21 protein-coding genes and 1 tRNA gene are annotated in these 24011 nt (G+C 71.3%); 15 read left to right on the forward strand and 7 right to left on the reverse strand.

Translation table 11 applies throughout. From position 1 onward, the window contains the following. Positions 1 to 141: 141 nt before the first annotated feature. Together ACIQMX_RS31005 and ACIQMX_RS31010 are read right to left on the reverse strand one after the other, a co-directional pair. Positions 142 to 2586, reverse strand: a complete 2445-nt coding sequence (locus ACIQMX_RS31005; protein WP_402483022.1) for an SUKH-4 family immunity protein — start codon at positions 2584 to 2586, stop codon at positions 142 to 144. A 5-nt stretch (positions 2587 to 2591) separates the two neighbouring features. After that, positions 2592 to 3569 carry an SMI1/KNR4 family protein gene (locus ACIQMX_RS31010; protein ID WP_402483025.1) on the reverse strand — a complete coding sequence of 326 codons (978 nt, stop codon included), beginning with the start codon at positions 3567 to 3569 and terminating at the stop codon, positions 2592 to 2594. Between the two features lie 304 nt (positions 3570 to 3873). Here ACIQMX_RS31010 and ACIQMX_RS31015 point away from each other — a divergent pair, with 304 nt between their 5' ends. Both ACIQMX_RS31015 and ACIQMX_RS31020 read left to right on the forward strand, forming a co-directional pair. Next, positions 3874 to 4407 (forward strand): YwqJ-related putative deaminase, encoded by a 534-nt coding sequence (locus ACIQMX_RS31015; RefSeq protein WP_402483028.1) that lies wholly within the window; start codon positions 3874 to 3876, stop codon positions 4405 to 4407. Positions 4408 to 4417: 10 nt separating this feature from the next. Beyond that, positions 4418 to 4951, forward strand: a complete 534-nt coding sequence (locus ACIQMX_RS31020; RefSeq protein ID WP_402483029.1) for an SUKH-3 domain-containing protein — start codon at positions 4418 to 4420, stop codon at positions 4949 to 4951. Between the two features lie 13 nt (positions 4952 to 4964). Here ACIQMX_RS31020 and ACIQMX_RS31025 read toward each other — a convergent pair whose 3' ends face one another. Continuing rightward, positions 4965 to 6266: a histidine kinase gene (locus tag ACIQMX_RS31025; protein ID WP_363067369.1), complete on the reverse strand. Its 1302-nt coding sequence runs from the start codon at positions 6264 to 6266 to the stop codon at positions 4965 to 4967. A 155-nt stretch (positions 6267 to 6421) separates the two neighbouring features. On the opposite strand from ACIQMX_RS31025, the gene ACIQMX_RS31030 reads away from it, so the two are divergent. From ACIQMX_RS31030 to ACIQMX_RS31060, 7 genes are all read left to right on the forward strand, one after another. Beyond that, positions 6422 to 7291, forward strand: coding sequence for a hypothetical protein (locus tag ACIQMX_RS31030; protein WP_402483032.1), 870 nt, complete (start codon positions 6422 to 6424; stop codon positions 7289 to 7291). Between the two features lie 11 nt (positions 7292 to 7302). Beyond that, a tRNA-Gln gene (locus ACIQMX_RS31035) sits at positions 7303 to 7373 on the forward strand. A 109-nt stretch (positions 7374 to 7482) separates the two neighbouring features. Continuing rightward, on the forward strand, positions 7483 to 8931 hold the full coding sequence (gene glmU / locus ACIQMX_RS31040; protein WP_363067365.1) for a bifunctional UDP-N-acetylglucosamine diphosphorylase/glucosamine-1-phosphate N-acetyltransferase GlmU: 1449 nt from the start codon (positions 7483 to 7485) through the stop codon (positions 8929 to 8931). A 120-nt stretch (positions 8932 to 9051) separates the two neighbouring features. Then, on the forward strand, positions 9052 to 10026 hold the full coding sequence (locus tag ACIQMX_RS31045) for a ribose-phosphate diphosphokinase (protein ID WP_219573288.1): 975 nt from the start codon (positions 9052 to 9054) through the stop codon (positions 10024 to 10026). A gap of 184 nt (positions 10027 to 10210) precedes the next feature. Then, the gene (locus ACIQMX_RS31050; RefSeq protein ID WP_363067363.1) at positions 10211 to 10789 is read left to right on the forward strand and encodes a 50S ribosomal protein L25/general stress protein Ctc; all 579 of its coding nucleotides are present in this window, start codon (positions 10211 to 10213) and stop codon (positions 10787 to 10789) included. A 118-nt stretch (positions 10790 to 10907) separates the two neighbouring features. Then, positions 10908 to 11501 carry an aminoacyl-tRNA hydrolase gene (gene pth, locus ACIQMX_RS31055; RefSeq protein ID WP_402483037.1) on the forward strand — a complete coding sequence of 198 codons (594 nt, stop codon included), beginning with the start codon at positions 10908 to 10910 and terminating at the stop codon, positions 11499 to 11501. Positions 11502 to 11662: 161 nt separating this feature from the next. After that, positions 11663 to 12133 (forward strand): hypothetical protein, encoded by a 471-nt coding sequence (locus ACIQMX_RS31060; protein ID WP_363067359.1) that lies wholly within the window; start codon positions 11663 to 11665, stop codon positions 12131 to 12133. 27 nt (positions 12134 to 12160) lie between these two features. Here ACIQMX_RS31060 and ppc read toward each other — a convergent pair whose 3' ends face one another. Next, positions 12161 to 14890 carry a phosphoenolpyruvate carboxylase gene (gene ppc, locus ACIQMX_RS31065; RefSeq protein ID WP_363067357.1) on the reverse strand — a complete coding sequence of 910 codons (2730 nt, stop codon included), beginning with the start codon at positions 14888 to 14890 and terminating at the stop codon, positions 12161 to 12163. A gap of 342 nt (positions 14891 to 15232) precedes the next feature. On the opposite strand from ppc, the gene ACIQMX_RS31070 reads away from it, so the two are divergent. From ACIQMX_RS31070 to ACIQMX_RS31085, 4 genes are all read left to right on the forward strand, one after another. Next, entirely contained in the window at positions 15233 to 16213 is a 981-nt protein-coding gene (locus ACIQMX_RS31070; RefSeq protein WP_363067354.1) for a fatty acid desaturase, read from the forward strand. After that, a complete protein-coding gene (locus tag ACIQMX_RS31075; RefSeq protein WP_363067352.1) occupies positions 16210 to 16896 on the forward strand; it encodes a TetR/AcrR family transcriptional regulator in 687 nt (228 codons plus the stop codon). The genes ACIQMX_RS31070 and ACIQMX_RS31075 overlap by 4 nt, the downstream gene beginning before the upstream one ends. A gap of 305 nt (positions 16897 to 17201) precedes the next feature. After that, the gene (locus ACIQMX_RS31080; RefSeq protein WP_363067638.1) at positions 17202 to 18860 is read left to right on the forward strand and encodes a VCBS repeat-containing protein; all 1659 of its coding nucleotides are present in this window, start codon (positions 17202 to 17204) and stop codon (positions 18858 to 18860) included. 129 nt (positions 18861 to 18989) lie between these two features. Next, on the forward strand, positions 18990 to 20699 hold the full coding sequence (locus ACIQMX_RS31085; protein ID WP_402483042.1) for an FG-GAP repeat domain-containing protein: 1710 nt from the start codon (positions 18990 to 18992) through the stop codon (positions 20697 to 20699). A gap of 34 nt (positions 20700 to 20733) precedes the next feature. Here ACIQMX_RS31085 and ACIQMX_RS31090 read toward each other — a convergent pair whose 3' ends face one another. Then, positions 20734 to 21117, reverse strand: coding sequence for a VOC family protein (locus ACIQMX_RS31090; protein ID WP_363067348.1), 384 nt, complete (start codon positions 21115 to 21117; stop codon positions 20734 to 20736). Beyond that, positions 21114 to 21914, reverse strand: a complete 801-nt coding sequence (locus ACIQMX_RS31095) for a trans-aconitate 2-methyltransferase (RefSeq protein ID WP_363067347.1) — start codon at positions 21912 to 21914, stop codon at positions 21114 to 21116. Before ACIQMX_RS31095 ends, ACIQMX_RS31090 begins: the two co-directional genes overlap by 4 nt. 88 nt (positions 21915 to 22002) lie before the next feature. Here ACIQMX_RS31095 and ACIQMX_RS31100 point away from each other — a divergent pair, with 88 nt between their 5' ends. After that, complete coding sequence (locus ACIQMX_RS31100) at positions 22003 to 22500, forward strand: MarR family winged helix-turn-helix transcriptional regulator (protein WP_148019081.1); 498 nt, start codon at positions 22003 to 22005, stop codon at positions 22498 to 22500. Here the strand turns inward: ACIQMX_RS31100 and ACIQMX_RS31105 are convergent. Then, entirely contained in the window at positions 22459 to 23256 is a 798-nt protein-coding gene (locus tag ACIQMX_RS31105; RefSeq protein WP_402483230.1) for a LuxR C-terminal-related transcriptional regulator, read from the reverse strand. The two genes, ACIQMX_RS31100 and ACIQMX_RS31105, sit on opposite strands and share 42 nt — an antisense overlap. A gap of 279 nt (positions 23257 to 23535) precedes the next feature. Here ACIQMX_RS31105 and ACIQMX_RS31110 point away from each other — a divergent pair, with 279 nt between their 5' ends. Beyond that, positions 23536 to 23976, forward strand: coding sequence for a GNAT family N-acetyltransferase (locus tag ACIQMX_RS31110; RefSeq protein WP_363067344.1), 441 nt, complete (start codon positions 23536 to 23538; stop codon positions 23974 to 23976). Positions 23977 to 24011 lie beyond the last annotated feature (35 nt).

The raw sequence follows: 24011 nt of genomic DNA on the forward strand, positions 1-24011 counted from the left end.
GCGGCAATTGGCCAAGAAGTCGGAATCGTTTCGATGTTTTCAGGCCGGAAGCGACAGGCGTCACAGCCCGCAGAACAGCTGTGGCGCCCCTCCCCCGAAGGGAAGAGGCGCCACACCCGCACTGCCGGGACGGCCGGACCGTCAGATCAGCCCGTCCCACATCTGCTCCAGCAGGACCGACCACCAGCTCTCCGGCGACGCCAGGGCCGCCGGGTCGACCGCGACCAGCTGCGCCTGGAAGTCAACCGTCCAGCGACCCGCCTGCTCCGGGTTCAGCCCGTACCGCAGCCGCCACATCCGGCCCAGCAACGCCATCGAACGCGTGAACTCCGGCAGCCCGGTGTTCACGAACTGCGGCGGCACCGACTGCCCGCCCGGCCCCGCCTCCACCGGCACGGCCACGATGTTCGCCGTCCCGTACTGCACACAGATCGCCCGGCCGAAGTCCGAGCCCATCACCAGGTACGACCCCGCGTCAGGAGCCGCCTGCACCTGCCGCTGACCCGCCAGCTCCGCCAGCGTCGGCACCACCGGCTGCCCCGGCTGCGCCCAGAAGAACGGCCCGAAGTCGGCCGGCAGCCCCGCCCACACCAGGGTCCGCGCCACGATCTCCGGCACACCCTGGCGGGACACCGCGCGCTGATCGAAGCGCAGCACCCCCTGCGGACCGAACGTCTGCAGCATCTCCTCCGCGATCGCCTCCGGCGGCACCTGCACCGGCGGCGGCGCCTGCGGCAGCGGAGCCCGCACCGGCGCCGGCCGCGCCGGACCGTCCGCGACCTGGTGCAGCTCGCCCTGATGGGTCAGCAGATGCTGCATGCCCTGCTGCCGGCTCGCGTGGTCCGTCCCGTACGGAGCCACGCTCGTGATCCGCACCTGCGGCCATGTCTCACGGATCATCCGGGCGCAGTAACCACCCGGAAGCTCGCACGACTCCAGCTCCGTGTGCAGCTCGATGACCTGCTGCGGCGGCACGTTCATCGCCCGCAGCTCGTGCAGCATCTGCCACTCGGGGTGCGGAGTACCCGGCGCCGAACGACGGATCAGCTGCTGCTCACTGCCGTCCGGTCCCCGGTACCGCAGCACGGCCTGGTAGCCGGGACCGACGGTCGGCTGACCGGCCGGCGCCTGCGGATACCCGTACGCGGGCGGCGGTACGGGACCCGGGGCCCCGCCCAGCGACCCGCCCTGCACCATCGGCGCACCGGGCGGACCGGGCGGACCGGGCGGCTGCGGGGCCGACGGCCCGACCTGGCCCGGACCCGCGAGCATCGTCGCCGCGTGGTGCACGTTGCCCCCGCCGGGCGGCGGCGTGGAACCGGGCGGCGCGGGCGGCTGCGGCACACCGGGAGCCCCCGGAGCACCCGGCGGCTGCGGCGCACCGGGCGCACCGGGAGGACCCGGCGGCCGGGGCCCGGACGGACCCATCGCGTTCGGGTCGGCGAACATCGTCGCCGCGTGGTGCACGTCGCCCCCGCCGGGCGGCGGCGTGGAACCGGGCGGCGCCGGCGGCTGCGGCACACCAGGAGCCCCCGGAGCACCCGGCGGCTGCGGCGCACCGGGCGGGCCCGTCTGCGGCACGAGCTGCGTCGGCAGGTACCCGCCCGCCGGAGCGCCCGGCGTACCGGGCCCCGAAGGAGGCGGCAGCGGCGCACCGGGCCGGGCACCCGGCGTACCGGGGGCACCGGGCGGCGGCGGAGCCATCGGCCCACCGCCACGCGCACCGCGCGGCGGCACCACGGCCTTGCTGGTCGCCTCGTCCGCGATGTCACCGGAACCGGGGCGCGGCCCCGGACCGGCCGGACGGCCCGGCGCGGGAGCGCCCGGCGTGGAGCCCGGAACGGGAGCCGGCGGAGCACCGGGGCCGCTCTGCGGCGGCAGACCCGGCACGATCGCCGTCGGCGGCAGCTGGCTGCCGCCCGACATCAGCGCCGTCGGCGCCTCGGCGGACACCACACGGGGCGGCGCGCCCTCGTCGTCGGCACCCGAGAGCGGCGGCGCGAACACGGTGGCCGGCAGCCCCACTTCGCCCTCGTCGGACCCCGCGTTGGTGTCGGTCCCGGCCCACGGGGTGGCCCCGACGGGCGGCTGCGGCGCGGACGCCTGAACACCCGGGGAAGCCGACGGCTCGTACGGAACCGGACCGCCCTGCGAAGAGGGGGAAGAGGACGGGGGCGGAGGCGTCTGCCCCGGCACTTCCGCCCGCCGGTCCGGAATACCCAGCTTGTCCGCCGCCTCCTGGAGCCACTCCGGCGGGCTCAACAGGAACGACGTCTGGTTCAGATCGATACGCTGCGGCGGCTCGGGGGCGGACGGCGCACCCGCCGTCGAGCCGTACTCCTCCTCGTACCGCCGGATCACCTCACCCACCGGCAGCCCCGGCCACAACGTCGCCTCGCCGCTGTCCCGGGCGATCACCAGCCGCTGCCGCCCGCCGTCCGACACCGGCCCATCGGCACGGTCCTCGGCCCACACGACGAAGCCCAGCTCGAACTCACGCACCCGCACCTCCCGGTGCTGGTACGCCGGAACGTCACCGTTGACCCACTCGTCCGCGCGCTCCTGCGCCTGCGCAAAGGTCACCATCGCGCTCACCCCTCCACCGGGACAGCACGCGCGAAGCCGCCGTCCACCATCAGGTTCGCCACCGTCTCCAGCTCCGGCGGATTGCCCGCGAGACGCTGGAGGAACGCGTCGAAATCGGCGCCGCACGGCAGCAGCAGCCGGTCCACCCGCTCCTGCACGCTCCAGCCGTCCCGGTCACGCGCGTCGTCGTACGCGCAGAACCAGACCGAACCGATGCCCTCCCCGCGGACCTTCACCGCGAGAATGCCGCCCTGGACGAAGGCCACGCCCAGGTAATCCTTGGTCAGATGGTCCCGCAGGCACTTGTTGACGTACACCAGATCATTCACGCCCGCTTCCTCGCGGACCGTGAAGAACGGCTGGTCGACCAGCAGACCGAGCTCCGCGTCGAGCGCCGTACCGACCGGAGCCGAACCACCCGCCGCCTTCAGGAACGAGCGGTACGCACCCGGCAGCCGGTAGCCGAGGTCCTCCTCGACGCCCTGGATCTGCTGCTCGCTCACCGCCACGGCACCCTTCGGCAGCCGGAAGTGCGCGGGCCGGGTCTCCTGGAGCGGACGCGTACCCCGCTTGTCCTGGTCCACCGCCGTCGTCGCCAGCCCACCGTGGTGCCGCAACAGCGCCTTCACCTCGACCGGGACCAGCTCCATCCGCCGGCCGCCCGGAACGTGGTGCCAGGTCCAGCCGTGCGGGGTGGCCACCGCGGGAATCGTGCCCCACAGTTCGTGGCCGCTCGCCGCCAGCGCCGCGTTCGCCGACACGTAGTCCGTGAGGCGCAGCTCGTCCACACCGAACCCCTGCGGGGGCTCGGCGATCTCGGCGGCGGCGCGCGCGTAGGGCGCGAAATCCGGACAGCCGTTCCCGTCCATACGCACCCCACCGGGGTGACGGGACGCCCGGACCGGATCCGGGAAGTGCACGAGCTGCCCGGCGTAGGCCGCGTTCGGTGGCGCGGCTTGCTGCCCGAGCCGACCTGTCGTCATGGCGGTTGCCCCCTGCTGCGTCTGGCTGATGAGGACCGACCTGCCCATGGGGGCGGTCCGGACACAGCCTATGCGGTGAGCCCTGAACAGTCTTTGCCCCTCCGCCCCACGGCCACTTCCGTCACCAACCGTCACAACCGGGTGACGGACGAGCGACGATCGGGCCACTGAAGCGCGACACGCAGACACGTTTCCCCGACCCCGCTTTCACAGGACCCGACACATTTGGCAGGCTGTCACCCGCATACACGGGGGCGTGCACATTCGGCAGCAGCCGCTGCGGGCACGGGAGGGACACTGCACCATGCACACCGCACACTCCGCACAGACCGTCACCACCGGGGACCCCCGACTCAGCTGGAGCAGCAACGAGACCGGCCACACCCCGCGCCTGATCCACCGCCGCGACGGCATCCTGCCCGCGGTGGCCGCAGCGCTGTCCGTACGCGGGGAAACGCTCACCTGCACCGCCGGCAAGGGCGACCAGCCGCCCGTGCTGCACCACCTCGTCCAGGACTTCCTGGACACCCTCCCCAGCGCCCAGCGCGAACGCTTCACCGGCCGCTGCCCCGAAGCCATACTGCTCTCCCGGCACCTCACCGCAGCCGAATCCGGCCGCTCCAAGCGGGCCCAGCGCAAGCCCCTCACCAACGGCGAGGCCCGGCGCGCCCTCAAGCACGCCCGGCTCACCGCACGCCGCATCCGCGAGGACGGCGACCCGCTCCACGGCAGCTACGCGGCCCCCTGCCGCTCCTGCTCCGTGATGCTCGCCCACTTCGGCGTACGTCCCGTCGACCTCACCACGACCGGAGCGGCGACCACCGCCGAGAAGGGCTGACCGCGCCCCCATGCACGACCGAACCGACCTCCCCGCACAAGCCGGCCCCGCGGCCCGCGACCGCCACAGCTCCACGCGCTTCCCCGTCGCCGTCGACGCCGCCCTGCGCGCCTGCGGCTGGGAACCCGGCCGCTGGGACATCCGCCAGGCCGAGGAGTGGGCCGACGCCCTGCGCTCCCACGCCTCACCCGCCGGACACCAGCACGCCGTCTTCCCCGCGGCGGTGGAGGCCTGGGCCGAATTCGGCGGACTCCTCATCACCGCCACCGCACCCGGACGGCAGATCGCACCCCCGCCCGTACGCGTCGACCCCCTGAGCGGACTCCACCTCGCCCGCACCCTGGGAGACCTCGGCCGCGCCCTGGAGACCGAAGTCGCCCCGCTGGGCGAGGAAGGCGACGCGCAGGCCGTCCTCGCCATCGACGCACAGGGACGGATCTACAGCATCGACCACACCGGCGACTGGTACCTCGGCCCCGACATCGACAGCGCCCTCGCCACCCTCGTCACCGGCATCCAGCCGGAACGCCTGGTCTCCGGCTGAGAACCCGGCGCCCTCACGCCGCTCCGACGTCCGGCAGGACCGCCGACACCCGGAAACCACCCGCATCCGTCGGACCGGACACGAAGACGCCCCCCAGCCCCAGCACCCGCTCCCGCATGCCCACCAGCCCGTTGCCACCGCTCGGCAGCCCGGCGTCCGCCGTCGCCGCGTCCGACGGACCGTTCTCCACCTGCATGGCGACCTCGGCGCCCCGATGCGCGAGCCGCACCCACGTCCTCGCGCCCGCCGCGTGCTTGTGCACGTTCGTCAGAGCCTCCTGGACCACCCGGTACGCCGTCTGCTCGACCTCGGGCGCGTACGCACGCGCATCGCCCTCCACCGACAGCTCCACCGTCATCCCGGCCGCCCGCGACTCCCCCACCAGGGTCTCCACCTCGTCCAGCCGCGGCCCGTCCTCCGTCGCCGACGGGACCGCACGCCCCACGGACGCCAGCGGGACCTTCGTCACCCGCTCCACCACCGGCGCCCCGGTCCGCAGCACCCCGAGCATCTCGCGCAGCTCCGTCAGCGCCTGCCGCCCCATGTCGCCCACCAGCGCCGCGTTCCGCACCGCCTTCGCCGGGTCCTTCGGCGCCACCGCCTGCAAGGCCGCCGCGTGCACCACCATCAGGCTCACGCGGTGCGCCACCACGTCGTGCATCTCGCGGGCGATCCGGGTCCGCTCCTCGGTACGCGCCCACTCCGCCCGCTCCTCCGCCCGGTCCGCGAGCAGCGAAAGCTCCCGCTCCAGCGAATCCGCCCGCTCGCGCAGGCTCTCCATCAGCCGCCGCCGCGCCCCTATGTAGAGGCCGAACAGCACCGGCGGCGCGGTCAGGCCCACCGCCATGAAGAGGGACAGCATCGGGACGTACCAGTCACCGGGCCCGAAGTCCGCGTCGGCGTCGACGCCCTGCCGCAGCCGGACGTACGTGACGATGAACGTCCCCACCAGCGACATGCTCATCAGCACCGCGGTGATCCGCCGGGGCACATCGGACGCGGCCAGCGTGTACAGGCCGGCCAGGCCCATCAGGAAGCCCATCTCGGCCGGCGTCGTCGCGATCGACACCAGGACCACCGCGATCGGCCACTTCCGGCGCACCAGCAGCACGGACCCCGCCAGCACCCCGAACACCACCCCCAGGGGCACCGGCAGCCCGGTATCGCCCGCGAACACCACTCCTTCCAGCCCGCACTCCAGCGCCGAAGCCAGCGCCAGTCCTCCGTCCAGTGCGACACTCCGTCGCCGTTCCCACCACCAGTAGCCGCGGGTGGTCGATCCCGCCGCCTCCCGGTCTGCCCCCGTTGCGGTCATGGCATCCAGCGTACGGGCGGGCGCATCTCATTTTCGGGTGACCTGCGCAGCACGTCGGGGCGTCGAACGGATTCGAATCATGTGCTCATCACCCGATCCGGTGGGCGCACACCGAAACGCCTACGTGCGTCCGCATTCCGGACGACGATCGCCGAATGACGGAAGAACTCACGAAATACGGCGACTTCGAAGGCTTGCGCGCCCAGGCCGTCGCCCTGCGCCGGGAAGGCCTCAGCCGCCGCCAGATCCGCGATCGGCTCCAACTCCACAACAACGTCCTCCTCAACCGACTGCTGGAGGGCGAGCCCGCACCGGAGTGGACGAAGCGCCCGCGCGCGAAGGACGATCTGCGGGCCAGGGCGCGGGAGCTGCGGCTGGAGGGGAAGACGTACGACCAGATCCAGGTGGAGCTGGGGTGCTCGAAGGGGTCGATCTCGCTGTGGGTGCGGGATCTGCCGAAGCCCCCGCGGCGCAGCCGCGAGGACGCTTCCGCCATCGCCCGGCGCGGCTGGGAGGCGACGCTTCAGCGGCGCGAGGCCGAGCGCCAGGAGACGAGGAACGCGGCCCGCCAGGAGACCGCCTCCCTGAGCAACCGCGAACTGTTCCTGGCCGGAGTGGCGCTCTACTGGGCCGAAGGTTCCAAATCCAAGCCATACCGCCGATCGGAACGCGTTTCCTTCATCAACAGCGACCCCGACGTGATCAGCGTCTTTCTGGCCTGGCTACGCCTGCTCGGCATCCCGCCCGAGCAGCTCAAGTTCCACGTGAACATCCACGAAACCGCAGACGTGCCCGAGGCGGAGCACTTTTGGAGGAATCACACCGGGGCTGCCGCCTCAAGGTTCGGCAAGACCACCCTGAAGAAGCACCGCCCCCTCACCATCCGGAAGAACGTCGGTGGGAACTACCGGGGTTGCCTTGCGATCCATGTACTACAAAGTGCTGATCTCTACCGTCGCATCGAGGGCTGGTGGTACGGCATAGTGGGTGCTGCGCTTTCGCCCGAACCGCAAATTCGGACATAAGCGCAAAACCATCCCGGGTCGTCTAAAGGCAGGACAAATGGTTTTGGTCCATTGAATGAGGGTTCGATTCCTTCCCCGGGAGCCCTTTGTCGCGGGCCCCGACCGAACCGGTCGGGGCCCGCACTCATGCCCGCCCCAAGGCCCCCCGGTATCCTGCGGATGTCCGTCACCCGAAGCCGAAGGGCCTATCCGTGAGCTCCGTACGCCCGGCAGCCGTCGTCGTCCTCGCAGCGGGTGAGGGCACCCGCATGAAGTCGAAGACCCCCAAGGTCCTGCACGAGATCTCCGGGCGTTCGCTCGTCGGTCATGTCGTCGCCGCCTCCCGCGAGCTGGACCCGCTCCACCTCGTCGTGGTTGTCGGCCACGCGAGCGAGCAGGTCACCGCCCACCTCACCGCCGCGGACGCCCAGGTGCGCACCGCCTACCAGGCCGAGCAGAAGGGCACCGGGAACGCGGTGCGCGTCGGGCTGGACGAGCTCGGCGGGACCGTCGACGGCACCGTGATCGTCGTCTGCGGCGACACCCCGCTGCTGTCCGGCGAGACGCTCGCCGCACTCGCCGCCACCCACACCGCCGACGGCAACGCCGTCACCGTGCTCAGCGCCGAGGTCCCCGACGCGACCGGCTACGGCCGGATCGTGCGCGACGCGGCGACCGGAGCGGTCACCGAGATCGTCGAGCACAAGGACGCCACCGAGGCGCAGCGGTCGGTCCGTGAGATCAACTCCGGGGTGTTCGCGTTCGACGGGCAGCTGCTCACGGACGCGCTCGGCAAGGTCCGTACGGACAACAGCCAGGGCGAGGAGTACCTCACGGACGTGCTGTCCATCCTGCGCGAGGCCGGCCACCGGGTCGGCGCCTCGGTCGCCGCTGACCACCGGGAGATCCTCGGGATCAACAACCGGGTGCAGCTCGCGGAGGCCCGCCGGCTGCTGAACCAGCGGCTGCTGGAGCGGGCGATGACGGCGGGCGTGACGGTGGTGGACCCGGCGTCCACGCTGATCGACGTGACCGTGACGTACGAGCGTGACGCGATCGTGCACCCCGGTACGCAGCTGCTCGGTGCCACGCATCTCGCGGAGGACGCCGAGGTCGGCCCGAACTCGCGACTGAAGGACACCGTCGTCGGGGCGGGCGCGCGGGTGGACAACACGGTCGCGGACGGGGCCGAGGTCGGCGCCGGTGCGAGCGTCGGTCCGTACGCGTATCTGCGGCCGGGCACGCGGATGGGCGCGAAGTCCAAGGTCGGTACGTACGTCGAGCTGAAGAACACCACACTCGGCGAGGGCACGAAGGTCCCGCACCTGAGCTATGTCGGGGACGCGACGATCGGCGAGCAGACCAACATCGGTGCGGCGAGCGTCTTCGTGAACTACGACGGCGTGAACAAGCACCACTCGACGATCGGGTCGCACTGCCGGACCGGTGCGGACAATATGTTTGTGGCGCCTGTCACGGTCGGGGACGGGGTCTACACCGCGGCCGGCTCGGTCATCACGAAGGACGTGCCGGCCGGCTCGCTGGCCGTGGCCCGTGGCCAGCAAAGGAATATCGAGGGTTGGGTGGCCCGCAAGCGTCCGGGCAGCGCGGCCGCGCAGGCGGCCCAGGCGGCGGCGGAGGACACCGGCAGCGAAAGCTGACCGGAAACAGGTGCGTCGCGCACGGCGTACCGTGATAGATGCTCACCCCATTTCGGCTGGCTCGTTGCACATCGGGACATCTGCGTGCAGCGCCAGGAACACGTCTGAGGAGACTGTGCTGTGACCGGGATCAAGACGACCGGCGAGAAGAAACTGATGCTCTTCTCCGGCCGCGCCCACCCCGAGCTGGCCGAGGAGGTTGCGCACCAGCTGGGTGTCGGCCTCGTGCCGACGAAGGCCTTCGATTTCGCCAACGGTGAGATCTACGTCCGCTTCCAGGAGTCCGCCCGCGGCGCCGACTGCTTCCTGATCCAGAGCCACACGGCTCCGATCAACAAGTGGATCATGGAGCAGCTGATCATGCTGGACGCGCTGAAGCGCGCGTCGGCCCGTTCCATCACGGTGATCGTGCCGTTCTACGGCTACGCCCGCCAGGACAAGAAGCACCGCGGCCGCGAGCCGATCTCGGCCCGCCTGATCGCGGACCTGATGAAGACGGCGGGTGCCGACCGCATACTGACCGTCGATCTGCACACCGACCAGATCCAGGGCTTCTTCGACGGTCCGGTCGACCACCTGTTCGCGCTGCCGATCCTGGCCGACTACGTCGGCGCCAAGGTCGACCGCTCGAAGCTGACGATCGTCTCGCCGGACGCCGGCCGTGTCCGGGTCGCCGACCGCTGGTGCGACCGTCTGGACGCGCCGCTGGCGATCGTGCACAAGCGCCGCGACAAGGACGTGCCGAACCAGGTCAGCGTCCACGAGGTCGTGGGCAACGTGAAGGGCCGGGTCTGTGTCCTGGTCGACGACATGATCGACACGGGCGGCACGATCTGCGCCGCCGCGGACGCCCTGTTCGCGCACGGTGCCGAGGACGTCATCGTGACGGCGACGCACGGTGTGCTCTCGGGCCCGGCCGCCGACCGGCTGAAGAACTCGAAGGTCAGCGAGTTCGTCTTCACGGACAGCCTGCCGACCCCGGGCGAGCTGGAGATCGACAAGATCACGGTGCTCTCGATCGCGCCGACGATCGCTCGCGCGGTGCGTGAGGTCTTCGAGGACGGTTCGGTCACGAGCCTCTTCGAGGAGCAGTAGACCTCAGGGGTCCAGAAGATCCACTTTGGGTGCGGCCTCCCCGCCGGGTAGACTCAGCGAGTTGCTCGGCGAGGGAGGCCGTACTCATAGGTACGGCGGTCCGTTATCGACGCGCTCTTCGTAGCAGGCCTGTCGTGGGCCGGGTGACCATCCGTAGTTTTGTCACCTTACGAGGAGTGCAGTCATGGCCGAGATCAAGCTCGCCGCCGAGGTCCGTTCCGAGTTCGGCAAGGGCGCCGCCCGCCGTACCCGTCGCGCCAACCTGGTTCCCGCCGTCGTCTACGGCCACGGTGCCGACGCGGTCCACATCACGCTGCCGGCCCACGAGCTGCAGCTCGCGCTCCGTACCGCCAACGTCCTCATCGGTCTCGAGATCGACGGCAAGGACGCCCTGGTCATCCCGAAGGCCGTGCAGCGCAACGCCCTCAAGGGCAACATCGAGCACGTCGACCTGCTGACCGTGAAGCGCGGCGAAAAGGTCGAGGTCGAGGTCGCGGTGCACGTCGAGGGCGAGCTGGCCCCGGGCGGCAACCTGCTCGAGTACGTGCAGAACACCCTGCTCGTCGAGGCCGAGGCCACCCACATCCCCGAGTCCGTGACGGTCTCCGTCGCGGGCCTGGACGCCGGTGACTCGATCCTCGCCAAGGACATCCCGCTGCCTTCCGGTTCCGTGCTGGCCGGTGACGAGGACGCCGTCGTGCTCCAGGTCGTCGCGGCCCAGGTCGAGGAAGCCCCCGCCGAGGAAGCTCCCGCCGAGGCCTGACCGGCCCCTCTGAGCCTTGCCTCACCTGCTTGACTGACGGGGTGGCGGATCTCCGCGAGGAGGCCGCTGCCCCGTTTCCCTGTCTGCCACCCGCCCGTACGCGAGGAGACCCAGCGCGATGTCCGACGCCAATGACCCCTGGCTGATCGTGGGCCTGGGCAATCCCGGTCCCGAGTACGCGGCGAACCGGCACAACGTCGGCTTCATGGTCGCCGACCTGCTCGCGGAGCGGATCGGCGGGAGGTTCAAGCGTGCCCCCAAGGCCCAGGCGCAGGTGCTGGAGGGCCGGATCGGCCCGCCCGGGCCGCTGAGCCGCCGGGTGGTCGTGGCAAAGCCGATGTCGTACATGAATCTGTCGGGCGGCCCGGTCACGGCGTTGCGCGACTTCTACAAGGTGCCGCTGGACCATGTCGTGGCGGTGCACGACGAGCTGGACATCGACTACGGGACGCTGCGGCTGAAGCTGGACGGCGGCGACAACGGGCACAACGGCCTGAAGTCGATGACGAAGTCGATGGGACCCGGCTATCACCGGATCCGGTTCGGGATCGGGCGTCCGCCGGGGCGGATGCAGGTCGCGGACTTCGTGCTGAAGGACTTCTCGTCCACGGAGCGCAAGGAGCTCGCGTTCCTGGTGGACCGGGCGGCGGACTCGGTGGAGTGTCTGCTGGCGGAGGGTCTGGAGCGGGCGCAGAGCGCGTACAACTCCTGAGCGGCGCGGGCGGGCGCGCGGACGGTTGCTCGGGAGGGCGCGCGGGCGGGCGCCGAGGAGGGCGCTCGGGCGGGCGGGAATCCCGACATACCCGTCGGCAAGTGGGCTGTTTTCGGCCACAGCTTGACCGACCGCAGGGCCCTGGCCAAGGATCGGCCCCCATGAAGCGCAGCTCCTCCCACCGTGCCCTGCAGTACGGCCGCAGCGCGGCGCTCGGCCTCGTCGTCCTGCTGCTGCTCGTCGCGGGCGTGCTGTCGTCGTGGGACTCGGCGCACCACATCGTGCTGGCGAAGGGCCGCGAGCACGGGACGATGACGGTCACGGGGTGCGGCAGCGAGGTCTGCACCGGCCCCTACACGCCGACCGACGGCGGGGCCGCGCGCTCCCGGGTGTCGGTCGAGAAGTCCGTGGCCGTGAAGAAGGGGGATCGTTTCCCCGTCGTCGTGAAGCCCGGCACCTTCGAGGTCGTACGCACCGGGACGCCGGGTTTCCTGCATGCGTGGATGCCGCTGGGCGGGGCGCTGGTGCTGGCCGGACTGGTGATCGGCGGCGGTCTGCGGCTGCCGCGGGTGGGCTGGGGTGCCGGGATCGCGGGCGGGGCCCTGCTCGTGGCGACGTTCATCGCCCTGTGAGGGGGCCCCGCCCCGCGACCGCGTCGGTCAGCCGGTGTTGCGCAGCCCGGCCGCGACTCCGTTGACGGTGAGCAGCAGGGCGCGGGCGAGCAGCGGGTCGGCTTCCTCGCCGCGTGCCGCGGCCTCGCGCTGGCGGGCCAGCAGCGACACCTGGAGGTAGGAGATCGGGTCCAGGTAGGCGTCGCGGATGGCGAAGGTCTGCTGGAGCACCGGGCTGGTGCCGAGCAGTTCGGTGCTTCCGGTGACCTTGAGGACTTCCTGCACGGTCAGCGCGTGCTCGGCCTCGATGGCGTCGAAGACGTGCTTGAGCTCGTCGGGGACGAGGGTGTCGACATAGTGGCGGGCGATGCGCAGGTCGGTCTTGGCCAGGGTCATCTCGACGTTCGAGAGGAAGTTCCGGAAGAAGTGCCAGTGCTCGTGCATCTCTTCCAGGACGGTGTCCAGACCGGCCTCGCGCAGGGCCCTGAGGCCGGAGCCGACGCCGTACCAGCCGGGCACGATCTGCCGTGACTGGGTCCAGCCGAAGACCCACGGGATGGCGCGCAGGCCGTCGAGCGAGACGCCCGAGCCGGGGCGGCGGGAGGGCCGCGAGCCCAGGTGCAGGTCGGCGAGCTGGTCCACCGGGGTGGAGGCGAGGAAGTACGTCGGCAGGTCGGGGTCCTCGACCAGCTTGCGGTATGCGGCGTGGGCGGCGTCGGAGACGGTGTCCATGGCCGCGTCCCAGCGGGCCAGGGCCTCGTCGGACTGGCGGGGTGCGGTGTGCAGCGCGGAGGCCTGGAGGGTGGCCGCGACGGTCAGCTCCAGGTTCTCGCGGGCGAGCGCCGGGATGAGGTACTTGTCCGAGATGACCTCGCCCTGCTCGGTCACCTTGATCTCGCCCTCCAGCGTGCCCCACGGCTGCGCGAGGATCGCGTCGTGCGAGGGGCCGCCGCCGCGGCCGACGGTGCCGCCGCGGCCGTGGAAGAGGCGCAGGCGTACGCCGTAGCGGTGGGCGACGTCGCGGAGGCGGCGCTGGGCGCGGTGGATCTCCCACTGGGAGGTGGTGATGCCGCCGAACTTGGAGGAGTCGGAGTAGCCGAGCATGACCTCCTGGACGTCGCCGCGGAGCGAGACGAGGCGGCGGTAGGAGGGGTCGGCGAGCATCTCGTCGAGGATGACGTCGGCGGCCTTGAGCTCGTCGGTGGTCTCCAGGAGCGGGACGATGCCGATCTTGGCCCAGCCGCCGTGCAGGTCGAGGAGTCCGGCCTCGCGGGCGAGGACGGCGGCGGCGAAGACGTCGTCGGCGCCCTGGCACATCGAGATGATGTAGGACTCGATGACCTCGGGGCCGAAGCGCTCGAAGGCCTGGCTGATGGTGTGGAAGACGCCGAGGGTCTTCTCGCCCGCGGCGTCCAGCGGGGCCGGGGTGGGGGCGAGCGGGCGACGGGAGCGGAGCTCCTTGGCGAGGAGCTTCTGCCGGTAGTCGCGCGGCATGTCGGCGTAGCGCCAGGACTCCTCGCCGAGGCGGTCGAAGAGCTGGCCGAGCGCGTGGTGGTGGGCGTCGGCGTGTTCGCGGACGTCCATGGTGGCGAGCTGGAGGCCGAACGCGGAGAGCGTGCGGATGGTGCGGTCCATGCGGCCGTCGGCGACGATGCCGCCCTTGTGCTCGCGCAGCGAGGTCTGGATGAGGGCCAGGTCGGCGATGAGCTCGGCGGTGCCGAGGTAGTCGCAGCCGGGGCGGTGCGGGGTGCCGGAGGCGAGGCGCTCGCGGGTGTTGACGAGCTTCTGCCGGATGCAGGTGGCCTTGAGCCGGTAGGGCTCCTCCGCGTTCAGCCGCTTGTAGCGCGGGCTGATCTCGGGGAGCGCCTCCAGGTCGGACTGGAGGGAGGTGAGGAGCTCGTCGGTGGCTCCGGTGTAGCGGATGGAGTTGGAGAGCAGTCCGCGGAGCTGGTCGACGAGTTCGAGGGCGTCGGTGATGCCGTGCTCGTGCTGGAGGATCAGCACGTCCCAGGTGACGGTGGGCGTCACGTTGGGGTTGCCGTCGCGGTCGCCGCCGATCCAGGTGCCGAAGGTGAGGGGGCGGGTGCCGGCGGGCAGTGCGACGCCGACGCGCTCCAGTTCGGCGGCCAGGTCCTCCAGGACGTCGCCCACGGCGTTGGCGTGGAGTTCGTCGAGGTAGTAGATGGCGTTGCGGGCCTCGTCGGCGGGCTCCGGGCGGACGACGCGCAGTTCGTCGGTCTGCCAGATGAGGTCGATGTTCTCGGCGAGCCGGATGTCCTGGCGGCGCCGGTCGGCCTCGATGACCGGGGTCTCCAGGAGGGCGGCGATGCGGCGGAGCTTGTTCAGTACGGAGCGCCGGGCGGCCTCGGTCGGGTGTGCGGTGAAGACCGGCCGGACGTTGAGGTTCTTGACGGTCTCGCGCAGGTGCTCGGGGTCCGCGTCCTTGAGCCGGTCGGCGGTCCGGGCGAGGAGTCCGCCCTCGGCGGCGCGCCGGTCGCGCATCTCGTGGGCGCGGTGGACCTGCTCGGTGACGTTGGCGAGGTGGAAGTAGGTGGAGAAGGCGCGCACGAGCTGTGCGGCGGTCTCCAGGTCCGTGTCGCCGAGGAGTTCGGCCGCGGCCTCGCCGTCGGTGCGGGTCAGGGCGCGGACGCGCTCGACGAGGTCGAGGAGTTCCTGCCCCTCCTGGCGTACGAGGGTCTCGCCCAGCAGGTCGCCGAGGCGGCGGATGTCGGCGCGCAGCTCGGGGCTGGCGGCAGGGGTCTGGTCGGCACTGCTCACAGTGTGCGGCTCCTTGCAGTGGTTGAGCACGGGATCCGGGGCCCGCGGCCGGCGCGGTGCCGACGCGACCCCCCGGGTGGCAGGGTGCGGACCGCGCTGTCCGACCTCTCCAGGATAGGTGTCCGTGCTGTCGGTGCTGTTCGCGCCCCGAGGCGTGCCCGCTGTTCATCGCGGGTACGTGCGGGGTGCGTCCTGTGTCCCCTACCCCGTACGGCGTCGTACGTGCCCGGTCCGTCGTCCTCTCGTGCAGCGGGGCTTCGCGCTGCCATACTTACGACGCCGTAGGTTACGGGTGCGTAGCCCCACATGTCCGCCGCATTCCTACCCACAGGGGACTCCCCAATGACGTCCAGTCCCGAAGTGATCGAGGCCGCCGAGGCGGCTGATGGTCAGGTTCTTCCTCCCGCCACGCTCGGCGGGGACCAGAAGCGGTCGATCGAGCAGATCGCGCTCCTGCTGTTCATCGTCGTGCCGTTCGCGGCTCTGGTCGCGGCTGTGCCGCTGGCCTGGGGCCGCGGTGTGAGCTGGCTCGATCTGGGTCTGCTGGTGGCGATGTACTACATCGGCTGCCATGGCATCACGATCGGTTTCCACCGGTACTTCACCCATGGTTCGTTCAAGGCGAAGCGTCCGCTCCGTATCGCCCTGGCCGTGGCCGGTTCGCTGGCCGTGGAGGGTCCGGTGGTCCGCTGGGTGGCCGATCACCGCAGGCATCACCGTTTCTCGGACGCGGAGGGCGACCCGCACTCGCCGTGGCGTTTCGGCGAGACCGTGCCGGCCCTGATGAAGGGCCTCTGGTGGGCGCACATCGCCTGGATGTTCGACGAGGAGCGGACGCCTCAGCAGAAGTACGCCCCCGATCTGATCAAGGACCCGGCGATCCGCGGGATCTCCCGTCACTTCCTCTCCTTCACGATCCTCTCGCTGGCCATTCCGCCGCTGGTGGGCGGCCTGGTCACGATGTCGTGGTGGGGTGCGGCGACCGCGTTCTTCTGGGGCTCGCTGGTCCGGGTGGCGCTGCTGCACCACGTGACGTGGTCGATCAACTCGATCTGCCACGCGGTCGGCAAGCGCCCGTTCAAGTCCCGTGACAAGTCCGGCAACGTGTGGTGGCTGGCGGTCCTGTCGTGCGGCGAGTCCTGGCACAACCTGCACCACGCCGACCCGACGAGTGCGCGGCACGGAGTGATGCGGGGTCAGATCGATTCGAGCGCCCGGCTGATCCGCTGGTTCGAGAAGCTGGGCTGGGCGACCGACGTGCGGTGGCCCGACTCCGCGCGTATCGACTCCCGGCGCCGGCCCGTGCGGGCCGACGCGGCATGATTGACGACGTGGCGACCGATGGAAGCACGAGCAGCGAGAACACCCGCGCACCCTCCGCCCGGCGTACGCGCCGGGTGCGGATGACCGGGAAGGAACGCCGCGAGCAGCTGCTGGACATCGGTCGCACCCTCTTCGCCGACAAGGGGTTCGAGGGCACGTCGGTGGAGGAGATCGCGGCGCGTGCCGGGGTCTCCAAGCCGGTGGTGTACGAGCACTTCGGCGGCAAGGAGGGGCTGTACGCCGTGGTGGTGGACCGGGAGATGCGCCAGCTCCTGGACATGGTGACCAGTGCGCTGACCGCGGGGCATCCGCGGGAGCTGCTGGAGCAGGCGGCGTTCGCGCTGCTGGACTACATCGAGACGTACACGGACGGTTTCCGCATCCTGGTCCGTGACTCGCCGGTGGCCCAGTCGACGGGTACGTTCGCCTCTCTCATCAGCGATATCGCCACGCAGGTGGAGGACATCCTGGGGCTGGAGTTCAAGGCCCGGGGCTTCGACCCGAAGCTGGCTCCCCTGTACGCGCAGGCGCTGGTCGGCATGGTGGCGCTGACGGGTCAGTGGTGGATGAACGCGCGCAAGCCGAAGAAGGCGGAGGTCGCCGCTCATCTGGTGAATCTGGCGTGGCACGGTCTGGAGAACCTGGAGTCGAAGCCGCGGCTGATCGGACATCGCAAGAGTTGAGAGCGGGTCTCCCGTTCGCTCACCCCCTGCTTCCCGTCGTGCTGCGCCCCGTCGCGTGGCCGGATCGAGATGTCGTTCACCGCTAAAACACTTCAGTCCCGCTGGTCGCAGTTGTAGAGTCTGTGACCATCCCGGGAAAGCTTCACCCTGCATGTAATGCACCTGTGAAGGCGTTTCTCCCGGTTCCACCATTTACCCCTGGGGGGGCTTTGTCTTCTGTGGAACCCGGCCGTCGTACCCTGCCCGCGCGCTCCAGGCGCGCGGGCCGGATCGCGGCCTGCACCGCTCTCGTCCTCTCGGCCGGCATGCTGCTGGCCGCCCCGGCCTCGGCCGATGACACCGCGCCGCACCGCAGCGCGGTCGAGCAGTCCGCGCCGGCCATCGGCGCGCTGCCGTCCCTCTCGCTCCCGAAGCACCCGGCGAAGAAGTCGGGTGCGGCGGCCGTCGAGGGTGCCGGCGCCGCCGCGGTCGTGCCCGCGAAGCCGCGTCTCGACGTCGACGGCGACGGTTACAGCGACACGGTCTACCGCGGTATCGACGGCGTCGTGTACGTCTCCACGAGCACCGCCGAGCACGAGTACACGATCAACGGCGACTCCTACGAGCAGTACAAGGATCTCGTCGCGCCCGGCGACCTGAACAACGACGGCAGTCCCGAGATCCTGGCGCTCACCGCCACCGGCACGCTCTCGCTCCACCAGGGCACGAGCGAGAGCGGTACCGGTTTCGCCGGCTGGTCCGGCAAGGGCTGGGCCATGTACAACAAGCTGGTCGCCGGCGGCGATCTGACCGGCGACGGCCGAGGCGACGTGCTGGCCCGCACCCCGTCGGGCGAGCTGTACCTGTACGCCACCACCGGTGCGGTCACCTCCAACCCGTTCAAGTCCCGGGTCAGGGTCGGCAGCGGCTGGGGCGTCTACGACCAGCTGGTCGGCGCCAACGACGTGACCGGCGACGGCATCGGCGACCTCTTCGCCCGTACGCCCGCCGGTGAGCTGTACTTCTACGCCGGCACCGGCAACGCCGCCAAGCCGTTCGCGGGGCGGGTGAAGGTCGGCAACGGCTGGAACGCGTACAACCAGATCGTCGCCGTCGACGACGCCAACGGTGACGGTCTCGGCGACATCATCGCCCGGACCGCGGCCGGCGCCGTGTACTTCTACGAGTCGACCGGCGCGGGCAGCTTCGTGTCCCCTTCGGGCGGCGGCACCGGCTGGAACGTGGCGTCGCTGTTCGTCGGAGCGGGCGGCAACCCCGACTTCGGCAAGAACGAGATGCTCGGTCTCGACACCAAGGGCAACCTCTACTGGTACTACCCGAAGAACAACGGTCTGTTCGCCGCCGCGCAGAAGGTCGGTGCGAACTGGGGCGGGGCCAACATCACGTTCGCGTCCTCCCTGGACAGCGACGGCCGCGCCGAGCTGATGGAGCTGTACGCCGGCACGCTCTACAACGGCGACTACACCATCGGCAAGGGCTGGGGCGTCTACAACAGCCTCGTCGGTCCCGGCGACCTCAGCGGCGACGGCAAGGGCGACCTGCTGGCCCGCACCTCCGGCGGCACGCTCTACCTGTACCGGGGCCTCGGCACGGGTGCCGGGTTCGCCTCCCGGATCAAGGTGGGCAGCGGCTGGGACGCGTACAACAAGCTGGTCGGCGCCGGTGACTACAACGGTGACGGCCTCACCGACCTGCTCGCCCGCAGCAAGAGCGGCTACCTGTACCTCTACCCGGGTACGGGCGTCGCGTCGAAGCCGTTCAAGGCGCGCCAGACCATCGGCGGCGGCTGGAACACGTACAAGAAGCTGGCCGCGCCCGGCGACCTCAACGGGGACGGCAAGGCCGACCTCGTCGGTGTCGACGCCAAGGGCGACCTGTACCGCTACCCCTCGACCGGCACCGGCAAGTTCGGCGCCCGGGCCAGGATCGGCGGCGGCTGGGCGACGTACGTCAACCTGTACTGATCCACCGCACGGACGCATCATCACGTTCCGACGGGGCCCCGTCACCGGCACTCCGGTGGCGGGGCCCTGGACGTTGCACCAGATACCCCTGGGGGGGCCATGTTTTCAGTGAGATCCGGCCGTAGCGCCGTGCCCGCACGCTCCACGCGGGCGCGCCGCCTCGCGGCCTGCACCGCACTCGTCCTCTCGGCCGGCATGCTGCTGGCCGCCCCGGCCTCGGCCGATGACACCGCACCGCGGCACACGGTGACCGAGCGGCCCGCGGCCTCGGCCGACCTGCAGCCGTCCCTGAACCTGCCGCAGCACACCGACCGGCTCCGGTCGGCCCTGAAGCCCCGTGCGGACTTCGACGCCGACGGCTACTTCGACCTGGTCCTGCGGACGTTCGAAGGCGGACTCGGCATCATGCCGAGCAGCGCGGAGGGGGTGTACGACTTCGAGATCCCCGGCAAGGACGCGCACGCGCACAAGGACATCATCCCGGTCGGCGACCAGACGGGTGACGGGTTCTCGGACCTGCTGACGCTGTCGCCGTACGGCTCGCTGACGTTCCGCTCGGGCGTGTCCGGGGCGGGCACAGGCAACGCCGAATGGACGGGCAAGGGCTGGCAGATCTACAACAAGGTCCTCTCGCCGGGCGATCTGACCGGCGACGGGCGGTCCGACCTGCTGGCCCGCACGCCCGAGGGCGAGCTGTACCTGTACCCGGCCACCGGCGACACCTCCACCGCACCGTTCGGCGCACGGGTCCTGGTCGGCAAGGGCTGGGGCACATACGACCAGCTCATCGGGGCGAACGACGTGACCGGGGACGGCATCGCCGATCTGTACGGGCGGACCGTCTCCGGCGACCTGTACTTCTACGCGGGCACCGGCTCGGCGAGGACGCCCTTCACCGACAGGGCCCGGGTCGGCCATGGCTGGCACATCTACAACCAGGTGATCGGCGCCGACGACCTGGACGGCGACGGCCGCGGCGACCTGATCGCCCGCGCGGTCAACGGTGACGTCTTCGTCTACTCCTCCACCGGCGACGGCGGCGAACTCGCGGTCCGTGTCGCGGCCGGCTCCCGTCTGAACACGGCGACGCTCCTCGCCGGTGCGGGCGGCGTTCCCGCCTACGGCAGGAGCGACCTCCTCGGGCTCGACACCCACGGCAGGCTCTGGGCCTACTGGCCTTCGAACAACGGCCAGCTGAACCAGCGTGCGGCGATCAGCAGCGCCTGGAAGGGCAAGCCCTTCCTCGCCTCCTCGCTCAACGAGAACACCCTCGTCGACCTGATGAACGTCTCCGGCGGCGAGCTCCGCAACCACAGCTTCGGCCCGGACGACGTCCGCCGGGTCAGCAGCGGCTGGGGCGGCTACAACCTGTCCCTCGGTCCCGGCGACCTGACCGGCGACGGCAAGGGCGACCTGCTGACGCGTGACGCCGGCGGCACGCTGTACCTCCACCCCGGCAACGGCACGGGCACCGGTCTCGCCGCCAGGATCAGGGTCGGCGGTGGCTGGAACGCGTACAACGTGATCATCGGCGCCGGTGACTTCACCGGGGACGGCCGCGCGGACGTGCTGGCCCGTGACTCGGCCGGGGTGCTCAAGCTGTACCGGGGCACCGGTGACGCGTACCGGCCGTTCCTCTCCCCCACGCCCGTCGGCGGGGGCTGGAACACCTACACGAAGCTGGCCGCGCCCGGGGACCTCACCGGGGACGGCAAGGCCGACCTCGTCGGGGTCGACCGCAACGGCAGCCTCTACCTGTACATCTCGAACGGCTGGGGCCAGTTCCCCCGCCCGGTCAGGCTCGGGGGCGGCTGGAACACGTACAGCGTCCTGAACTGATCCGCCGCGCGCGGCCGCGCCCGACGGGGCCCCGTCACCGGTTTTCCGGTGCCGGGGCCCCGTCCGGTTCCAGGAACTCCAGCCGGTTGCCCACCGGGTCGTGGCTGAAGAAGCGGCGGTGGCCCGGCAGGTCGGCGTCCCAGCGGACCTCGGCGCCGTGTTCCGTCAGCCGGGCCGCGAAGGCCTCGATGTCCTGGACGCGCAGGCCCGGGTGCGCCTTGCGGGCCGGGCGGAAGTCCGCCTCGACGCCCACGTGGAGCTGGACCGGGCCCGCCTCGAACCAGCAGCCGCCGCGGGCCGCCAGGACCGGCGGCTTGGGGATCTCCGTCATGCCGAGGATCTGTACGTAGTACGTGCGCAGCGCCTCCTCCGAGCCTTCGGGGGCGGCGAGCTGGACGTGGTCGAGCGCGGCGATCATGGCTTCTCCCGGTGAGCGACGGCGAAGAGGCGGTGGAACGGGAAGACCGTGCCGTGCGGGCCCGCGGGGTAGGCGGCGCGCAGCAGGTCGCGGTACTCGGCGAGGAAGGCGTCCCGGGCCTCGTCGTCGTCGGCGAGTGCGGTGAGGACGGGGCGCAGCCCGGTGCCCTTCACCCAGTCGAGGACGGGGTCCTCGCCGTGCAGCAGGTGGAGGTAGGTGGTCTCCCAGACGTCGGCGGTGATGCCGGGGGCCGTGAGGTGGTGCAGGTAGCCGGCCGGGCTCAGGACCGCGTCCGCGTGGCGCAGGCGGCCGCCCAGGCGGGAGCGCCAGCGCGGGGACTCGGCGAGTTCGCGCATCAGGGCGTGCGAGGGCTGGTCGAAGTTGCCCGGGACCTGGAGGGCGAGGGTGCCGCCGGGGGTGAGCGCGTCCAGCCAGTCCGGGAAGCGGCCGGCGTGGCCGGGGACCCACTGGAGCAGGGCGTTGGAGACGATCAGGTCGTACGGCTGTGAAGGGGTCCAGGTCGCGGCGTCGGCCTCGGCGAAGTCGAGCAGGGCGGTGGCGTGGGCGCGGGCCCGTTCCAGCATCTGCGGGGAGTTGTCGTAGCCGGTGATGCGGGCCCCGGGCCAGCGCTCGGCGAGCAGGGCGGTGACGTTGCCCGCGCCGCATCCGAGGTCGGCGATGCGGGGGGCGGGGGCGTTCGGCGGTTCGGGAACGCGGGCCAGCAGGTCGAGGAAGGGGCGGGTGCGGTGGTCCGCGTGGCGCAGGTACTGCTGCGGATCCCAGACAGGTGCGGTCATGCCGTACAGGATCGGCCCGAAGTATCTTGATGTCAAGACACTTGAATTCAAGAGACTTCATGTCGACAGACCCTCTACACTGATCCACATGGAGGACGAGGTCGACCGGCTGGTCGCTGCATGGCGCCGAGAGCGCCCCGACCTCGACGTGGAACCGCTCGAGGTCCTCAGCCGCGTCTCCCGCCTGGCCCGCCATCTCGACCGGGCCCGCCGGATCGCCTTCGCGGAGCACCATCTGGAGCCGTGGGAGTTCGACGTCCTCACGTCGCTGCGCCGCGCCGGCTCCCCGTACCAGCTCTCGCCCGGCCAGCTCCTCACCCAGACCCTCGTCACCTCGGGCACGATGACCAACCGCATCGACCGGCTGACCAAGAAGAATCTCGTCGAGCGGCTCCCCGACCCCAGCGACCGCCGCGGCGTGCTGGTCCGGCTCACCGCGGAGGGCCGCGACAAGGCCGACCAGTCACTGGCCGGCCTGCTCGCCCAGGAGCGCGCCATCCTGGGCGAACTCTCCCGTCAGCAGCGAGGCGAACTGGCAGGCCTGCTACGCCAGCTGACCGCCCCGTTCGACAACGTTCCCGGCTAGGACCGGCGCTTCCAGGTCGGCCGGGCCGACGCCCGCCCGCCGGGCCAGCGCGACCGCCGCGAGCGTCGAGTGCACGCCCAGCTTCCCCAGCACGTTCTGCATGTGCGTCCGCACGGTGTGCGGGGAGAGGAAGAGCCGCTCCGCCACCGCCTTGCGGCCCAGGCCCGCCACCATGCAGCGCAGCACCTCGCGCTCGCGCGGGGTCAGGGACTCGACGAGCTGTTCGCTCTCGGTGCGGTGCTTGCGGTCCGCCATCAGCTCCCGCAGTACGCCCGTGAGCAGCGCGGGCGGCAGATGCGTCTCCTCGCGCAGCACGCCCCGGATCACCGCGAGCAGCCGTTGCAGCGAGCTGTCCTTGGCGACCCAGCCGCAGGCGCCCGCCTGGAGCGCGAGCGCGGCCCGGCGCGGGTCGTCCTTCTCGGCGAGCACCACCGTACGCACCGGGCAGCGCAGCGAGCGGATGCCCGCGACCAGGGAGATGCCGTCGACCAGGCCGATTCCCCCGGCGTTCGGAGCGGGCACCGGGACCGGGCCCGCGGCCGGGCGGCCGGGCGGGCGCAGGGTGCCCAGTTCGGCGTCGACGAGTATCACGTCGTATCCGCGGCCCTCGGACGCCGCGCGCTCCAGGCAGCGCAGGGCGGCCGGGCCGCTGCCCGCCGCCGCCACGTCGACATCGGGCTCGGCGGCCAGCGCCGCGGCGAGCGACTCGGCGAAAATGCGGTGGTCGTCGACGACGAGAACCCGGATACGGGCCACAGGCACCCCCATGCTGTGCGCTCTGGGGCACGCGAAGGATGCGGCCCCCGGCAGGGACGGACCGGCGCGGGTGCGACGCCCGGAACGGGGAGTCCGATCGCGGTCCACGGCCGCCGCCGTGCACCGACCGCCCTCCCGTCCGGGCGTCGCACCCGGCTGTCTCGTACCCCTGAATCAGCACCGGCCCCCACCGGTGCTGTGCATCAGGGTACGGGCGACGGCTCCGGGGGGAAGGAATTTCACAGAACTGACAGACTGCCGGGTCCTAGTGTGTGGTTCATGTTCCGTCTTGAGACAGAAGTGGACAAAGAACGACGTCAGCTGCTGAACAAGTGGCTGCGTGACGACAACACGGCGCGCTCACCGCGGCTGCGCGCCCTGCGCGATACGCCGGCGGCTCTCGAAGTACCGCTGGAGGTATGGGCGCTGGACGCCGACGACCGGCTCGCCGCGGGACTGACCGGACGCACCTGGGCGACCTGGCTCCATGTGGACCTGCTCTGGGTCGACGCCCGGCATCGTGGTTCCGGGCTCGGCTCGCGGCTGCTCGCCGAGGCGGAACGGGTGGCCGGGGCCGAACGCTCCTGCGTCCGCTCGCGGGTGGAGACCTGGGACTTCCAGGCGCCGGACTTCTACCGGAAGCGCGGTTACGAGGTGCGGGGGCGGATCGAGAACTACCCGCCGGGTATCACCGAGTTCACCCTCGTCAAGGAGCTCTGACCGGTCCGGCCGGGGCGCGCCCCGGCCGGACCGGC

The sequence above is a fragment of the Streptomyces sp. NPDC091416 genome (genome assembly GCF_044756845.1).
Classification (GTDB): domain Bacteria; phylum Actinomycetota; class Actinomycetes; order Streptomycetales; family Streptomycetaceae; genus Streptomyces.

Excerpts from the sequence above, each read along its gene's own strand:
- ACIQMX_RS31005 (WP_402483022.1), bottom strand. The coding sequence starts at position 2,586 with ATGGTGACCTTTGCGCAGGCGCAGGAGCGCGCGGACGAGTGGGTCAAC.
- ACIQMX_RS31010 (WP_402483025.1), bottom strand. The coding sequence starts at position 3,569 with ATGACGACAGGTCGGCTCGGGCAGCAAGCCGCGCCACCGAACGCGGCC.
- ACIQMX_RS31015 (WP_402483028.1), top strand. The coding sequence starts at position 3,874 with ATGCACACCGCACACTCCGCACAGACCGTCACCACCGGGGACCCCCGA.
- ACIQMX_RS31020 (WP_402483029.1), top strand. The coding sequence starts at position 4,418 with ATGCACGACCGAACCGACCTCCCCGCACAAGCCGGCCCCGCGGCCCGC.
- ACIQMX_RS31025 (WP_363067369.1), bottom strand. The coding sequence starts at position 6,266 with ATGACCGCAACGGGGGCAGACCGGGAGGCGGCGGGATCGACCACCCGC.
- ACIQMX_RS31030 (WP_402483032.1), top strand. The coding sequence starts at position 6,422 with ATGACGGAAGAACTCACGAAATACGGCGACTTCGAAGGCTTGCGCGCC.
- ACIQMX_RS31050 (WP_363067363.1), top strand. The coding sequence starts at position 10,211 with ATGGCCGAGATCAAGCTCGCCGCCGAGGTCCGTTCCGAGTTCGGCAAG.
- pth (WP_402483037.1), top strand. The coding sequence starts at position 10,908 with ATGTCCGACGCCAATGACCCCTGGCTGATCGTGGGCCTGGGCAATCCC.
- ACIQMX_RS31060 (WP_363067359.1), top strand. The coding sequence starts at position 11,663 with ATGAAGCGCAGCTCCTCCCACCGTGCCCTGCAGTACGGCCGCAGCGCG.
- ACIQMX_RS31070 (WP_363067354.1), top strand. The coding sequence starts at position 15,233 with ATGACGTCCAGTCCCGAAGTGATCGAGGCCGCCGAGGCGGCTGATGGT.
- ACIQMX_RS31075 (WP_363067352.1), top strand. The coding sequence starts at position 16,210 with ATGATTGACGACGTGGCGACCGATGGAAGCACGAGCAGCGAGAACACC.
- ACIQMX_RS31080 (WP_363067638.1), top strand. The coding sequence starts at position 17,202 with ATGCTGCTGGCCGCCCCGGCCTCGGCCGATGACACCGCGCCGCACCGC.
- ACIQMX_RS31090 (WP_363067348.1), bottom strand. The coding sequence starts at position 21,117 with ATGATCGCCGCGCTCGACCACGTCCAGCTCGCCGCCCCCGAAGGCTCG.
- ACIQMX_RS31095 (WP_363067347.1), bottom strand. The coding sequence starts at position 21,914 with ATGACCGCACCTGTCTGGGATCCGCAGCAGTACCTGCGCCACGCGGAC.
- ACIQMX_RS31100 (WP_148019081.1), top strand. The coding sequence starts at position 22,003 with ATGGAGGACGAGGTCGACCGGCTGGTCGCTGCATGGCGCCGAGAGCGC.
- ACIQMX_RS31110 (WP_363067344.1), top strand. The coding sequence starts at position 23,536 with ATGTTCCGTCTTGAGACAGAAGTGGACAAAGAACGACGTCAGCTGCTG.